Source organism: Streptomyces sp. NPDC003300, from assembly GCF_040610915.1.
In the GTDB taxonomy this organism is placed as follows: Bacteria; Actinomycetota; Actinomycetes; order Streptomycetales; family Streptomycetaceae; genus Actinacidiphila.
The window spans coordinates 432,074-446,610 of the sequence record NZ_JBEXNE010000001.1; the positions used below are offsets into that span (position 1 = coordinate 432,074).

Annotated in this window: 13 protein-coding genes; all 13 read right to left on the reverse strand. The window is 72.5% G+C overall.

Annotated features, from left to right (window positions below):
• Nucleotides 1-11: 11 nt before the first annotated feature.
• The 13 genes from ABZX65_RS01645 to ABZX65_RS01705 all read right to left on the reverse strand — a co-directional run bounded on the left by ABZX65_RS01645 (nucleotide 12) and on the right by ABZX65_RS01705 (nucleotide 14,537).
• Complete coding sequence (locus ABZX65_RS01645; protein ID WP_355333187.1) at nucleotides 12-914, reverse strand: BadF/BadG/BcrA/BcrD ATPase family protein; 903 nt, start codon at nucleotides 912-914, stop codon at nucleotides 12-14.
• A complete protein-coding gene (locus ABZX65_RS01650; protein WP_355333189.1) occupies nucleotides 911-1,933 on the reverse strand; it encodes a hypothetical protein in 1,023 nt (340 codons plus the stop codon). Before ABZX65_RS01650 ends, ABZX65_RS01645 begins: the two co-directional genes overlap by 4 nt.
• Nucleotides 1,930-3,057, reverse strand: a complete 1,128-nt coding sequence (locus ABZX65_RS01655) for a Gfo/Idh/MocA family oxidoreductase (RefSeq protein WP_355333191.1) — start codon at nucleotides 3,055-3,057, stop codon at nucleotides 1,930-1,932. The genes ABZX65_RS01650 and ABZX65_RS01655 overlap by 4 nt, the downstream gene beginning before the upstream one ends.
• Nucleotides 3,054-3,806, reverse strand: a complete 753-nt coding sequence (locus tag ABZX65_RS01660) for a TIM barrel protein (protein ID WP_355333193.1) — start codon at nucleotides 3,804-3,806, stop codon at nucleotides 3,054-3,056. Before ABZX65_RS01660 ends, ABZX65_RS01655 begins: the two co-directional genes overlap by 4 nt.
• Nucleotides 3,803-5,956, reverse strand: coding sequence for a primary-amine oxidase (locus tag ABZX65_RS01665; protein WP_355333195.1), 2,154 nt, complete (start codon nucleotides 5,954-5,956; stop codon nucleotides 3,803-3,805). Before ABZX65_RS01665 ends, ABZX65_RS01660 begins: the two co-directional genes overlap by 4 nt.
• 151 nt (nucleotides 5,957-6,107) lie before the next feature.
• Nucleotides 6,108-6,869 (reverse strand): GntR family transcriptional regulator, encoded by a 762-nt coding sequence (locus tag ABZX65_RS01670; protein ID WP_355333197.1) that lies wholly within the window; start codon nucleotides 6,867-6,869, stop codon nucleotides 6,108-6,110.
• Nucleotides 6,866-7,927 (reverse strand): Gfo/Idh/MocA family oxidoreductase, encoded by a 1,062-nt coding sequence (locus tag ABZX65_RS01675; RefSeq protein WP_355333200.1) that lies wholly within the window; start codon nucleotides 7,925-7,927, stop codon nucleotides 6,866-6,868. Before ABZX65_RS01675 ends, ABZX65_RS01670 begins: the two co-directional genes overlap by 4 nt.
• 93 nt (nucleotides 7,928-8,020) lie before the next feature.
• Nucleotides 8,021-8,992: an NAD-dependent epimerase/dehydratase family protein gene (locus ABZX65_RS01680; protein ID WP_355333202.1), complete on the reverse strand. Its 972-nt coding sequence runs from the start codon at nucleotides 8,990-8,992 to the stop codon at nucleotides 8,021-8,023.
• The gene (locus ABZX65_RS01685; protein WP_355333205.1) at nucleotides 8,989-9,783 is read right to left on the reverse strand and encodes a sugar phosphate isomerase/epimerase; all 795 of its coding nucleotides are present in this window, start codon (nucleotides 9,781-9,783) and stop codon (nucleotides 8,989-8,991) included. The genes ABZX65_RS01680 and ABZX65_RS01685 overlap by 4 nt, the downstream gene beginning before the upstream one ends.
• Nucleotides 9,780-10,466: a ThuA domain-containing protein gene (locus ABZX65_RS01690; RefSeq protein WP_355333207.1), complete on the reverse strand. Its 687-nt coding sequence runs from the start codon at nucleotides 10,464-10,466 to the stop codon at nucleotides 9,780-9,782. Before ABZX65_RS01690 ends, ABZX65_RS01685 begins: the two co-directional genes overlap by 4 nt.
• A gap of 95 nt (nucleotides 10,467-10,561) precedes the next feature.
• On the reverse strand, nucleotides 10,562-12,238 hold the full coding sequence (locus tag ABZX65_RS01695; RefSeq protein WP_355333208.1) for an ABC transporter substrate-binding protein: 1,677 nt from the start codon (nucleotides 12,236-12,238) through the stop codon (nucleotides 10,562-10,564).
• Nucleotides 12,235-13,446, reverse strand: a complete 1,212-nt coding sequence (locus ABZX65_RS01700) for an ABC transporter ATP-binding protein (protein ID WP_355333211.1) — start codon at nucleotides 13,444-13,446, stop codon at nucleotides 12,235-12,237. Before ABZX65_RS01700 ends, ABZX65_RS01695 begins: the two co-directional genes overlap by 4 nt.
• Nucleotides 13,443-14,537, reverse strand: a complete 1,095-nt coding sequence (locus ABZX65_RS01705; protein WP_355333598.1) for an ABC transporter ATP-binding protein — start codon at nucleotides 14,535-14,537, stop codon at nucleotides 13,443-13,445. The genes ABZX65_RS01700 and ABZX65_RS01705 overlap by 4 nt, the downstream gene beginning before the upstream one ends.

Consider the following 14,537-nt stretch of genomic DNA (forward strand, 5'->3'; position numbering starts at 1 on the left):
CCCGGCCCATGTCAGCCCGTGCGGTGCCGGGCCCTGGCCAGCGCCACCGCGCCCGCCACCGGGGGAACGTCCAGCAGGCGCAGGGTCAGCGAGGGGTGCGCGGCGGCGAGCCGGGCGCGGAAGGCGTCGGCGAGCCGCGGCTGGCGCACGACGACGCTGCCCGCGGCCACCACCGTGTCCCCGACGGCGCCCCGGCCGACGAGCCGGGTCACCAGCAGCGCCAACTGCCGGCCCGCCTCCTCGACCACCGCGGCGGCGAGCGCGGAGCCCGCGTCGGCGGCACGGAAGACGGCGGGCGCGGCCGGGCCCCAATTGCCGGGCGTGGGTTCGTCGTTGACGGTACGGGCCAGCGTCTGCGGGTCCGGGTCGCCGAAGTGGTCCAGCAGCGCCGCGAGCAGTCCGTCGTCGGCCCGCCCGGCGTCGTACGCGGCCAGCGCCGATCTGACGGCGTCCCTGACGATCGCGGGCGCGCCGCCCTCGTCGCCCAGCACCCAGCCCCAGCCGCCCGCGAAGAGCACCTCGCCCGCGGCGTCGGCGCCGACGCCGATCGAGCCGGTGCCCGCGATGACGCCGATGCCGGTGTCGAGACCGGCCGCGGGCACCAGCAGCGCCGCGTCGTTGACGACGACGGCGGGTACGCCGAGGGCTTCGACGGCCGCCGCCAGGTGCGCGCAGTGCCGCTGGGTGTCGCAGCCCTGCGCGCCGATCCCGACGGCGGCGATCTCGTCGCCCTCGGGCACCGCGCCCGTCAGCCGTTCCAGCAGCCAGCGCGCGGCGGTGTCGACCGGCGCCGCCTCCCAGCCGTCGGCCGGCAGCGTGCGGTCGGCGCGCGGCGACGCCGCCGGGTCGGCCAACGGCGCGACGCGGACGGCGAGTTTGGTGCCGCCCACGTCGGCGCCGACAACGACCTTCATACGCCCGGCCGTTCGGCCGCGACCTTGATGTCGGAGTTGTGGAACACGAATTCCTCGATCTCGACTCCCCTGACCTCGGCGACCGCTTCGACGAGGATCTGTGCGACCAGGATTTCGATGATCGCACGCTGCGCGGCCGGGAGGCGCGGCACGGTGACGGGGTGCAGCAGCGGGCCGCCCTGGACGGGCTCGCTGGTGACGAGGACGACCCGGTGGCCGGAGTACGCCAGGGTCTCGGCGACGGCGAGTTCGCGGGTGTCGCCGAAGATGACGTGCACCCCGCCGCCCGCCGACTCCATGGAGCCGTGCAGATACTGCCGGGTGCTCATGCCGGTCGACGGAATCCTGGCGACCTCGCGGAAGAGCAGGGCGCTCGCCTCCGCCGAGCCGACCGCGGGCCCGGTGCCGACGAAGTCCGCGGAGGTCGCGGACGCGAACAGCGGTGCCAGCGCCCGCAGTTGGGTTGTCAGGACGCGCTCGGTGCGGGCGAAGACCTCGCCGAGTCGGGCCCAGCCGTCGTCGATCCGGCCGCCGTCCCAGGCGTCGGCGAGGAGGCCGAGCGCGGCGACGGTCGCGGTGTAGCCGATGGTGGACGCGTAGCTGTCGGGAATGCTGCCGAGGTCGAGCACACCGCTGGCGAGGTCCGCGATCGGCGACGGCACGACGTTGACCACCGCGAACCGTCGCGCCGGGTCGACGGAGTCCAGCACGGCGAGCGTCTCCGCGCTGCGTCCGCTCTGCGAGACGCCGACCACCGGGTGGGCGCTGGCGGGGAAGGGCAGCGGGTGGTCGCCCGCGCCGAGCCGCCAGGAGTGGACACCGCGGCTGCGCAGCGCCCAGACCGGCGCGCACGCGGCGGCCAGGCTGGCGCCGATGCCGACGAAGACCGGTCCCGGCCCCGCCAGCCGGCCCTCCGCCGCCGACGCCGTGACCGCGCCGGTCAGCCGGGTGACCGCCGTGGCGAGGGCCTCCGCCTGGGTCGCGCGGGCCGCCGAGTAGGCGATGTAGCCGTCGGTCATTTCTGCTCCGTTCCTTCGGACGTCCGGGTGGTCGGATCCCAGTGCGGCGGGATCGGTGGGACAGGCGGCGCGGTGCTGTCGATCCGTACCGGCGCGCCGAGGTCGGCGGACTCCTCGATCGCGAGCATGACGTCGAGTACGTGGTAGGCCAGTTCGCCGCCGGCGCGCGGCGGTCGGCCCGCCCGGATCGCGCGGGCCATCTCCAGGACGCCCACGCCCCGCCCGGCCGGGGCGCCGGTCGCGGGGACGGTCCGCCACGGCGCCTCGGGGGTGATGTCGGTCAACAGCCGTGTGGGGCCGTCGAATCCGCTGACCGGGACCTCCAGCACCCCGTCCGCGCCGGTCACTTCGAACAACTGGCGGCGTACCGGCGAGTCGAAGCTGTAGACGGACGTGCCGACCACCCCGGACGCGAAGGTGGTGAGGACGCTGAGGTGCGTGTCCACCTCGACGGGGAAGCGGGCGCCCGCGTCCGGTCCGGAGCCGACGGTGCGCTCCGCGCGCGGCCGGTGCCCCGCGGCGGTCACCGAGGCGACCGGGCCGAGGAGTTGGACGAGCGCGGTGAGGTAGTAGGGGCCGATGTCGAAGAGCGGGCCCGCGCCCTTGGCGAAGAGGAACCCCGGCCCGGGGTGCCATGCGTCGGGTCCCGGGCCCTGCATCAGCGTCAGTACGGTCCGCGCCGGGCCGACCGCGCCGTCCGCGAGCAGCCGCGCGGCGGTCTGGATGCCGGGGCCCAGGATCGTGTCGGGCGCGTTGCCCACCGCGACCCCGGCGGCGCTCGCGGCGTCCAGGACGGCGCGGGCGCTGTCGCGGTCCAGCGTGAGCGGCTTCTCGCCCCACACGTGCTTGCCCGCCTCGATCGCGGCGAGCGCGACCTCGTCGTGCGCGGCGGGGACGGTCAGGTTGACCACGAGGTCGACGTCGTCGCGGCGCAGCACCTCGGCCGTCGTGCCGGACACCGGGACGCCGTACGCGTCGGCCTGCGCCCTGGCCCGCGCGGGATCGAGGTCCGCGACGGCCGTGACGGCGAGGTCGGGGTAGGAGGTCAGCGAGCGCAGGTACTCGTCGGAGATGTTGCCCGCGCCGACCACCGCGACGCGGGTCGGCGTCCCGTGCGCGCTCACGCGGTCACCAGCTCACGGAAGTAGGCGGCGTTGCGCTCCACCAGCGGCCATACGTCGCTGTGGTGGGCGACGACCTCGACGACCGGCAGTTCGAGTACGGGGGCCGCCAGCGCCACGACCTCGGCCATCCGGTCGGTGGCGTCGACGCCGAGCACCGGCCGGTCGTTGCCCGGCTCGCGGTCCCGCACGACGTGCAGCAGCCTGACCCGGTCGCCGAGCCGGGGCAGCAGCTCGAAGACGTCGGCGCCGCCGACCCCGGCCCAGTAGACGTCCAGTTCCAGGACGACGGCCGGGTCGAGGAGTCCGGCCAGCACCTCGTAGGCGGGGACGCCGTCCACGCGCTGCGCGAACTCGAAGTCGTGGTTGTGGTAGCCGATCCGCACACCGCGCGCGGCGGCCTGCTCGGCCGCCGCGTTGAGCGTGTCGGCGAGCCGCTGGACCCCGGCGCGGTCGGCGACGCTGTCGGGGGCGACCCACGGGGTGATCACCGTGCCGATGCCCGACTCGACGGCGGCGTCCACGATTTCGGCGGTGTCGTGGCGCAGTACGGAGGAGTGCGCGGTGGCCGCGTGCAGGCCGCTGTCGCGCAGGGCGGCGGCGAGCCCGGCCGGGTCGGTGAGGATGTCGTACGGCTCGGCGTGTGTGAAGCCCAGCGCCGCCAGGCGCGCGAGCGTGCCGTCGAGCCGGTCGGGCCCGAGGTCGTCACGCACGCTGTAGAGCTGGATGCCCAGCGGGTGCTCTGCCGTCATGCTCCGGCCTTTCCGTGATCGTCGTGCTGCTGCTGGTGCTGGTGGGTGTGGTCATGGCGGCCGTGGTCGTGGTCTTCGCCCCGGCCGTCCCGGTCGTCGTGGCCCCGGTGACCGTCATGGCCCTCGTGGCCCTCGTGGCCGCTGTGGCCCGCGCCGTGGGTTCCGGCCGGGTGGCAGTGGTCGCCGCTCGACGGCGGGATGTCGAGGGTGGGATTGCGGCCGAAGAACCCGTACGGCTTGAGGACGAAGCCGGCCGAGTCGACCGGCATGACCGGCCAGTCCTCGGGGCGCGGGAAGTGGGTGAGCCCGAAGGTGTGCCACAGCACGATGTCGGTGCCGTCCACGTCCCGGTCGGCGGCGGTCCAGGCGGGCAGCCCCGCGCCGCCGGTGTGCATGTTCACCAGGTCGCCCGCCGGATAGTTCTCGTCCGGCGCGTACGGCGTCACCCACAGGTGCTTGGTGGCGTACGTGGCCCGCCGGTGGATGTCCGACTCCTCGTCGGCGAGCAGCACGGGCAGGCCCTCGGGGTGCAGCATCCAGCCGACCGGGTTGCCGAGCCGGTTGGTCACCGAGGGGTTGGTGATCAGCCAGGAGCGGTTGCGGGTGTTGTCGGCGAGCCGCTGCGCGCCCGCTTCGGTGCGCAGCCGGGTGACGGTCTGGGTGAAGCCGGTGCCGGTGGGGTTGGCGGGTCCGCGCGGGACGAGGGCGGCCTCGACCTCGTCCACGGCGTTGTCCGTACCGTCGACCGTCATGTCCAGCCGGGCGCTGAACAGGTGCTGGTGGTAGGGGGCGCCGAGGCCGGGGGCGAGTTCCGAGGCGAAGGGGTGGCCGGGGCCCTGGTAGGCCGAGGTGAAGACGACACCGGTCGCCTTGACCTCCAGCTCGATCGCGCCGTCGAGCGAGAAGTACCAGTAGAAGCCGTAGTCGTAGTTGCCGACGGTGACGAAGAAGGAGACGACCAGGCGGCGGTTGCGGCGTGAGTCGGACGAGCCGGTCCAGTTGTCGTAGTGCTTCCAGAGGATGCCGGTGTCCTCCTCGTGGACGCAGATGGCCTGCGGGACGACCCGGACCTCGCCCGCGCTGTCGGCGAGCACGGCGTCCAGGTAGGTGATGTCGCCGACGCAGTCGCAGCCCAGTTCGAGGGAGTTGGCGAAGCCGCCGAGCAGGTATTCGCCGCAGTCGAAGAAGTTCTGGAACCAGCGCTGCGGGCTCGGGTCGCCGTAGGGGACCATCATCTCCGCGATGGAGGCGCGGTAGAGCACGGGGCGCGGCACGCCCGCGTCCTCGATGGCGATGTTGTGCAGGACCAGGCCCTCGCGCTGGTCGAAGCCGATCTGGAGGGACCAGCCGAGCCAGTGCAGGACGCCGTCGTCGTCGACGGTGAAGCTGGGGCCCTCGGGCTGGGTGATCTCGATGGGCTTCAGTCCCGCGCGCGGCGACTGCCCGACCCACGCGGGGTCGTGGAAATTGCCGTCCTCGCGCGGCACCGGCAGGTCCATGTGGTCCTGGACGTCGAGGACTTCGCGGGTGACGACGTCCACGATCGCGGTGACGCCGTCCACCGGGTGCGCCCACCCGAGGTCGTCGGGGGTCTTCTGCACGAAGGTGAAGCAACGCTGGAGGCGGCGGCCGGTCTCCCCCTCGCCCGGCACCCCGGCCGACAGCGGATTGACCCGGAGCTGCGTGAGGTCGGTCAGGCCGCGCTTGCGCATGGCGGCGAGCCAGCGCTCGTCGCGGTGCACGATCTCCTCGACCAGCGGGAACTCGGCCAGGACGACGGGGACATGGCCGTCGGTGGCGACGTCCAGTTCCCTGGCGGTCACGACCCGGTCCTGCTCGGGGCAGACGACGGTGTCGTACGAGACCCCGGTGCGCATGTCGATGAGCATCACGCGGAAGCGGCGGGGGGCCACGTCGCCCGCGAGCAGTTCGCGCTTGTCCTGTTCGGCCAGGCCGAGGTACGCGACATGGGTGTCGGGGCCGAGGAGCCCTTCGCGCCGCAGCAGCGCGGTGGTCGCGGTGATCTCCGCCGGCCGCGGCGAGGCGAGGGCCCCCGCGAGAGCCCCGGCGGGGGACCCGGCGAGCGCGTCGGCGCGGGCTCCCGGGACGGCCCCGGCTATGACGGACGGTTCAGGCGGGGTCGGGGTCACGAGGTCTCCGCATCTGCGAGTGGGTCCGGGCGGCGGGTCGGGGCGAGGGAGGCGGCGCGCGGGCGGCGGGCCGGGGCGGCTGCCGCGACCCCCGGGCGGCGGGCCGGAACCGTACGGGAGCGCGCCGTGGCGGCGGCCTTCGGGTGACGGCTCATGTCGCGTTGCCGCGCGCGAAGGAGGTCCGCAGCCGGTAGCGGTCGCCCGCGTACCGGATCGCCGAGGAGAGCAGCGGGCGCTGGCTCCGGTCGCGGACGATCTGCCGCATCTCCAGCACTGGCGTGCCCGCGGCGATGGCGAGGTGGCCGGCCAGTACGTCGTCGGCCGGACGCGCCTCGATCGTCGTGTCGGCCCGGTCGAGCTGGAAGCCGAGCCCCGCGATGGTGTCGTAGAGCGAGTGGTCGGTGAAGTCGACCTCGTCGAAGCCGACGGCGATGTCGGCGGGGACGAAGGACTCGTCCACCGCGATCGGCACACCGTCGAGCATGCGCACCCGGTCGACGCGGTAGAGCGGGGTGCCCGGCGCGATCTGGAACGCCTCCGCCTCGTCGAAGGTCGAGGTGCCCAGTTCGCGGCGGAGCACCCGCGAGGTCGGCACCAGGCCCATCCGGCGGGCCGTCTCGGTGAACGACTCCAGGGTGTTGGGCCACTCCTTGCGCTCGGGCACGCCGACGTACCAGCCGCGGCCGTGCGCCGGGCGCAGCACGCCCTCCTCGACCAGCGCGGTGAGCGCCTTGCGCAGGGTCACGCGGGAGATGGCGAGCATCTGGCACAGTTCGCGCTCGGGCGGCAGCCGTGAGCCGGGCTCGACCTCGCCCGCGGCGATCCGTTCCTGGAGCGCGGCCTTGGCCTGGAGCCACAGCGGCTCCGGGTAGTGCGTCGTGAGCGCCCGGGGCGCCGTGTGCTGCGTGCTCATGCCGGGACCTGGACCTTCTCCCATGTGCCCGAGCGCATGGAGGCGTAGCAGGCGTCGAGGACGCGGTTGACGACATGGCCGTCCTCGAAGGTCTCCAGCGGGGTCTCGCCGCGGGCGAAGCGGTCCACGAAGTGCCGCATCTCCTGGCTGAAGCCGTAGGCGCGGGCCTCCTCGGGCACCGGGTGGACCCAGCCGGTGTCGGCGTCGGCCTTCTCCACCAGGTAGCCCGCGGGGTTCTCGATGAAGCCCCACACCGGGGTCGCCGAGGTGTCGGTGACCAACCGGCCCGCGCTGCCGACCAGTTCGTGGCGCAGTTGCATGCCGCCCTTCTCGATCCACGAGGACTCGACGGTGGCGAGCTGGCCGCCGGCGAATTTCAGCAGCGCGACGGCGGTGTCCTCGCCGGTGGTGCGGTCGGCGTGGGCGAGGGTGGCGCCCCAGGCGAAGACCTCGGTGACGGGGTTGTCCTTGCCGAAGAAGTGCCGGGCGGACTCCACGGTGTGGCAGCCCATGTCGAGCAGGGCGCCGCCGCCCGCGGTCCGCGCGTCCCAGAAGTGCGGGGCGTGCGGCCCGGAGTGCGCCTCGCGGGCGCGCAGGGTCAGCAGGTCGCCGATGGCGCCCGCGGCGACCATCTCGTGCGCCTTGGCGATGTTCGGCGAGAAGACCGAACTCTCGGCGTAGCCGTGCCAGATCCCGGCCTCGCGGACCACCCGCAGGATCTCGGCGGCCTCGTCGCCGTCGCGGGCCAGCGGCTTGGTGCAGACCACGCCCTTGCCCGCGGCGGCGACCGCCTGTACCGCGTCCAGGTGTGCCTCGTTGGGCACGGCGACCACGACGAGGTCGACGTCCGGGTCCGCGCACAGCGCCGCCATGTCGTCGTAACAGGTCGCGTCCGGCGCCCACTTGGCGGCCAGCGCCTGTGCGCGTGCGAGGTCGCGCGAACAGGCGGCGACGAGCGCCGCGTTCCGTACGTCCTGGAGAGCGTCCGCGTAGGTGTCGCCGATGAATCCGGAACCGATGAGCCCGACGCCGATCACGCGTTCCTCTTCCCTCGTCATTCTCGCCCCATGATAGCAAAGTGGTTTTGCATTGGTCTTATAAAGGTACGTCACGTAAAGACCACGGAGTACCACTGTCCGGTGCGGCGCGCATCACGCCTCCAGCAGACCGTCGAAGGCCCGGTCCAGGTCCTCGTCGACCACCCGCAGTCCGGGGTGGGCGTCGTAGTGCGCGAGCGCCTCACGCGCGCCCTGCGCGAAGGAGACCTCCGGCGCGAAACCGGGGACCAGCGCCCGCAGCTTGGAGGTGTCGAAGAGCATCGAGTGCCGGAAGTCGTGCTCCAGCACGTCCCGCCACCCCGGCACCAGCTCGGCGATCGACTCGCTCGACCGGTGCCGCAGCACCGGCTCCCGCACCCCGGCCGCGGCGGCCAGCGCGAGATGGATCTGGTCCCAGGTGAGGATCGCGCCGCTGACGACGTTGACGCTCTCGCCGATCGCCTGACCGTTGCCGAGCAGCGGGACGAAGGCGCGCGCGAAGTCCCGTGAGTGCATCAGGGACCACAGCGAGGTGCCGTCGCCGTGCACGACGACCGGCCGGCCCGCCCGCATCCGCTCGATCGCGGTCCAGCCCGCGAGCACCGGGATCACCGTGCGGTCGTAGGTGTGGAAGGGCCGCACGATCGTCAGCGGGAAGCCCGCCTCGCGGTACGCCTCCTCCAGCAGCAGCTCACAGGCGATCTTGTCCCGCGCGTAGCCGAAGTGCGGCTGGCGGCGCGGGCTGGACTCGGTGATCGGCAGCAGCGGCACCGGGCGGCCGAAGACCGAGCAGGTGCTGATGAAGACGTACTGCCCGGCCCTGCCGGCGAACAGCTCCCGGTGGTCGCGCACGTCGTCGGGCGTGAAGCCGACCCAGTTGACGACGGCGTCGAACTCCTCGCCGCCCAGCGCCGACGCGAGCGCGGCGGCGTCCCGGACGTCCGCGCGCAGCGACCGTACGCCCTCGGCCGGCGGCCGGACGGGCGCGGACCGCGTCACGATCGTCACGTCGGCGCCGCGCGCGACGGCCTCGCGGGCCGCCGCGGAACCGATCATCCCGGCGCCGCCGAGGAACAGCACCCTCATGCCCGCTCCTCGGTCGGCGCCGGGACGTGCGAGGCGCCGCGGGAGAGCCCGCGGCCGACCAGGTGGTCGTAGGAGCGGCGCAGCGCCTCGAACGTGTCGATGTGCAGCCGCTCCAGCTCGACGATGTGCCAGCGCAGGCCGGACGGCGTGGTCAGCGTGCGCGCCCAGTCGATCCGCCCCTCGCCGATGGGCACCATCACGTCGTCCTCGTAGCTGACGGCGGGGCCGTCCTTGACGTGCACGAAGCGCGCCCGGTCGCCGAGCCCGGCCAGCACCTCGGCCGGGTCGGCGCCGCCCATCTGCGCCCAGTAGGCGTCGAGTTCGACCAGGACGCGGTCGTCCAGCAGGTCGAGCAGCAGGTCGTACGCCTGCCGCCCGTCGAAGACCTGCGAGAACTCGGCGAAGTGGTTGTGGTACGCGATCCGCATGCCGCGCCCGGCGGCGCGCTCGGCGGCCTCGTTCACCCGCTCCACACCGCGCCTGATCGCGTCCGGCGAGTCGAACTCCTCGCGTTCCATGCTCCAGACCAGCACCTCGGCGCCCAGCTCCTGGTTGGTGTCCAGCAGCGCCTCGGCGTCAGGACCGGCGGGGAACGGGGTGTGCGCGCTGGTCAGCGCGAGCCCGGCGGACGCGACGGCGTCCCTGACCCGGGCGGCCCCGAAGTGCTCCACCAGGCCGTAGGTCTCCACGCCCGCGTAACCGATCCCGGCGATCTCGGCGAGCGTGCCCTCCAGGTCGGCGCGGGCCAGATCGAGCACCGTGTACGTCATCACACCGATCTCGGCGGTCACGCGTCCTCCTCCGTACGGCGGGCCGCCCACAGCAGGGCCTGGCGGACCAGGGCGCGCACCGGCGGCTCGCCCCACGAGCGCATGTCGTGGCCGAGCGCCAGATACACCACGCGGCCTTCCCCGGCCTCGCGGGCGTAGAGCACCGGGATCACCTCGCCGTCCGCGCGGCGGCGCGAGGCGAGGACCGTCACGTCGTCGTCGGCCAGCTCGAACTCGTAGTACTCGTCGAAGAGTTCGAAGTCGGACAGGCCGCGTGTGACCGGGTGGTCCGCGACGATCTCGACGGTGTGGCGGCCCTCGTGGTGACCGGGGCCGTGCGAGAGGTAGCGGTTGCCGAGCAGTTCGAACAGCGGCCGGTCGGCCGGGTCGAGCCCGTCGCCCGCCCAGCCCATGATGTTGGCGCCGTGCACGCCGACCAGGCCCTTGCCCGCGCGTACGGCGTCGGCCAGCGCCTGCTGCTGCTCGGTCGCGAAGTGGCCGCCCGCGGTGTAGAAGAGGTACACGTCCGCCTCGGCGGTCTCCGGCCGCGCGTCGACGAAGCGGCTGGTGCCCATCGCCTTGCGGGTCGCGAACCCGGCCTCGGTGCCGAGCTGTTGGAAGACCTCGGCAGCGCTCAGCAGGTCGTGGTGGATGTCGTCGCCGTTCACGATGACCATGGCTCTCGGGGTCGAGAGGTGTGGCATTGCGTTCCTCACAGATGGCTTGGGTCGTGCGTCGTGGCGTGGCTCGGCGGCCCCCGCCCGGCCGCGGGAGGCGGGCCGGGCGGGGGCGGGGAGGGTCAGACGGGCTTGAGCCGCAGGGCGACGACGGGGTTGGGCACCGGGCTGAAGTACGGGTTCTGCGGTGTGGGGAACCCGGTGGCCTTGGCGGTGCTCCAGTTGCCGTAGCTGCCCCAGTAGAACATCGGGATCCACGGCAGGTTCTCGACGAAGATCTCCTCGATCCTGTTGATGATCTGCTGCCGCTGCTCGTCCGTGGTCGCCTTGGGGTACTCGGTGAACAGCGTCGCGGCCTCGGCGTTCTGGAACCGCTCGATGTTCTGGAAGGTCGGCGTCGCCTTGCCGACCGGGTAGTACAGATTCGGGTTGATCGTGTCGTTGTAGTACGAGAAGGCGCGCGGCGCGGAGTTGACCGGGTAGCCCATCGTGGAGTCGAAGTTCCCCTTGGACGTGAGCCCGTTGATGTCGTTGACCGTGGTCGTGTCGACGTTGAGCTTGATGCCGATGTCCTTGAGCTGCGAGACCAGCACCTGCACGCGCGCGGCGATGTCGGTGTACGCGGAGGGGAAGCTGATCGAGAACTCGACGCGCTTGCCGTCCTTGCGGTAGTAGCCGTCGCCGCCCTTGGCGTATCCGGCGTCGGTCAGCGTCTTGTGCGCCTTGTCGACGTCCTGGACGAAGTCGACTCCCTTGTACCGGGGGGCGATCGAGGAGGTGTAGGCGGGCATCGGCAGACCGGTGACGCTGGTCGCGGGCGGCGCGCCGCTGGCCGCGCCGACCTGCTTGCGGTTCACACCGAGGCTGATCGCCCTGCGCACCGCGATGTCGCTGAGCGGCCAGCGCTCCAGGTTGGGGATGATGCCGTCGGTTCCGGCGATCGGCGCCCAGTAGTTGTAGTGCTTGTTCCGGCTGAGATACGTCTTGTCGGCATTGGCGATGTACGTGCCGCCCCAGTCCGCGAGGCCCTGGACGAGCGCGTTGGTCATGCTCTCGTTGTCCTTGTACGCCACGAACCGCAGCGAGCTGATCTCCGCCTTCGGCTGCCAGTAGTCCTCGTTGCGCACCAGCAGGAAGCTCTGCGCGGAGAACGACGACAGTTTGAACGGCCCGGTCCCCACGGGGTTCTTGTCGGTGTACGTCGTCGGGTCCTTGACCTTCGACCACAGGTGCTGGGGGACGATCGGCGCCGACACGATGTTGGTGAAGTGCTGCTCGGAGGGCGCGGGGAAGGTGAAGACGACCTGCGCCGGACCGGGCGCGGTGACCGAACTGAAGTCGATGCCCAGCAGGTTGAGCCCCGGATACCGCTTGAGCATCGAGTACGTGAAGACGACGTCGTCGGCGGAGAACGGGGTGCCGTCCGTCCACTTCACACCGGTCCGGAGCTCCATCGTCAGCGTCTTGTTGCCGTCCGACCAGCGCCAGGACTTGGCGAGCCACGGCAGGTCGCGCCCGATGTCGACGGTGTTGATCTGCACCAGCGGCTCGTAGATGAAGCCGCCCTGGCCCTGCGGGGTGTAGGTGAGGCTCTGCGCGGTGTTGGCCAGGAACGGGTTGAAGACCTGGGTGAGGTTGTCGGACTGGCCCGCCACGGTGAGCGTGCCCTTGGCGGAGCCCGAGCCTCCCGCGGTTCCCGAACAGGCCGACAGGGCAAGGGTTCCCGCGCCCGCGAGGGCGCCTGCGAGAAGACCGCGTCTCGTCATTCCTGACGCGATCGACGACTGCGTTGTGGTCACTGTGCGTCTGCTCCTTCGGAGGTGGGGACAGCGGAATCGGGTGTGGGGAGAGCGGGTTCGTCGACAGTGGGGTCGGTGACCGAGGGGTCGGTGCCGGCAGGCCGCGCGGCGGAGGCGGTGACGGCCGCCGCGTTCTCTGCGCGCCGCCCGCGCGCCTGCTCGTCGTCCGCGTACAGCCAGCAGCGGGCGGTGTGGCCGTCGGTCAGGTCGAAGGACGGCGGGATGTCGGTGGCGCAGCGCTCCATCGCGTACGGACAGCGCGGGTGGAAACGGCAGCCGCCCGGCGGGGAGATGAGGCTGGGCGGCTGCCCGATGTCCTTGACCCGCGCGGCGCCGCCCCGCGAGGGATCGGGCGCGGAGGCGATCAGGAGCTGGGTGTACGGGTGCGCCGCCTGCTGGGTGACCGCTTCCGAGGGGCCGGTCTCGATGACCTCGCCCGCGTACATCACGGCGGTGTCGGCCGCGAAGTAGCGCGCGGAGGCGATGTCGTGGGTGACGTACAGCATCGCGACGTTGCGTTCCTCGGTGAGGCGGCGCAGCAGGTTGAGGATGCCGAGGCGGATGGAGACGTCGAGGCTGGAGACCGGTTCGTCGGCGAGGAACACCTCGGGGTCGGCCGCCAGGGCGCGGGCGATGGAGAGCCGCTGGAGCTGGCCGCCGGACAGTTCGTGCGGGTACTTCTCGGTGAACTGCCGTGGCGGCACGAGGTTGATCTGCTGGAGCAGGTCGTCGATGACGGCGGTCTGCTCCTTGCCGCGCTTGCCGGGGTGGTGGATGGCCACCGCGCGCTTGAGGGTGCCCGCGATGGTGGCGACCGGGTTGAAGGACGCGAAGGGGTCCTGGAGAATCAACTGCACCTGGCGGACGTGGTCGCGAAAGGCCCGGCCGCGCGGCGACTTCACGGGGACGCCGTGCAGCCGCACCTCCCCGCCGGTGACCGGGTAGAGCTGGGCGAGCAGCCGGGCCAGCGTCGACTTGCCGGAGCCCGACTCGCCGACCAGCGCGGTGATCCGGCCCGCGTACAGGCTCAGGCTGACGTTCTCCACGGCGTGCACGACCTGCGGGGCCGCGCCGCGGCGCAGGCGTCCGCCGCGTACCGGGAAGTGCTTGGTCACGTTGACCGCTTCGAGCACCGGCCGGGCGCCGTCCGCCGCGCGGCCGTCGCGGGCGGCGGCCCCGGCGTTCTTCTTCGTCACGTCGCCGCTCATCGCATCTCACCTGTCACGAGTCGGTCCTGGTTCTGGGCGCCGTCCGCGTGCAGCAGGCAGGCGGCGTGCGAGGTGGCGCCGTCCGGCCCGGTGATCCGCAGGAGCGGCGGTACGTGGCTCCCGCAGGCGTCGAAGGCGAGCGGGCAGCGCGGCTGGAAGGCGCAGCCGCTGGGCAGCCTGCGCAGGTCGGGCGGCGAGCCGACGATGCCGGTCAGCTCCCGCTTGGGGCCGCCGAGGGTCGGGAAGGACGCCAGCAGGCCCCGGCTGTAGGGGTGTTGGGGGCGGCGGTAGAAGTCGTCGGCCGCCGCCGTCTCGACGATCTTGCCGCCGTACATCACGGCGATCGTGTCGGAGAGTTCGATCAGCAGCGACAGGTCGTGGGTGATGAAGACGACCGAGAAGCCGAGCCGGTCCTTCAGCTCCATGATCTTCTCGATGATCTGCCGCTGGATGACGACGTCGAGCGCGGTGGTCGGCTCGTCCATCACGATGATCTCGGGGTCGAGCGCGAGGCCGATCGCGATCATCGCGCGCTGCCGCATGCCGCCGGACAGCTCGTGCGGGTAAGAGCCCGCCCGGTCGGCGGGGATGCCGACGATGCCGAGGAGTTCGACCACCCGGGCGGCCCGTTCCTGCCGGGTCATCCGCGGCCGGTGCGCGACGATGACGTCCTCGATCTGCTCGCCGATCCGCATGATCGGGTTGAGCGCGTGCATGGCCGACTGGAAGACGATCGACAGCTCCTCCCAGCGAAAGCCCCGCAGCTCGGCGTCGCCCATCGCGAGCACGTCCACGGTGTCGCCGTCGGGTTTGGTGTAGACGATCCGGCCCTGGGTGATCTCGGCGGGCGGCTTGTGCAGCCGGGTGATGGCGTACGCGAGGGTGGACTTGCCCGAGCCCGACTCGCCCGCGATGCCGAGGACTTCGCCGCGCCGCAGGGTGAACGACACGTCGCTGACCGCCGGGGTGCGCTCACCGCCGTCGCCGACGTACTCCACCCGCAGGTCGCGGACGTCGAGGACGACGTCGGTGCTGTCCGGGGTGAAGGGCGTGACCTCGGTGCGGCGTTCGGCCGGGGCGTGGTTCTTGAT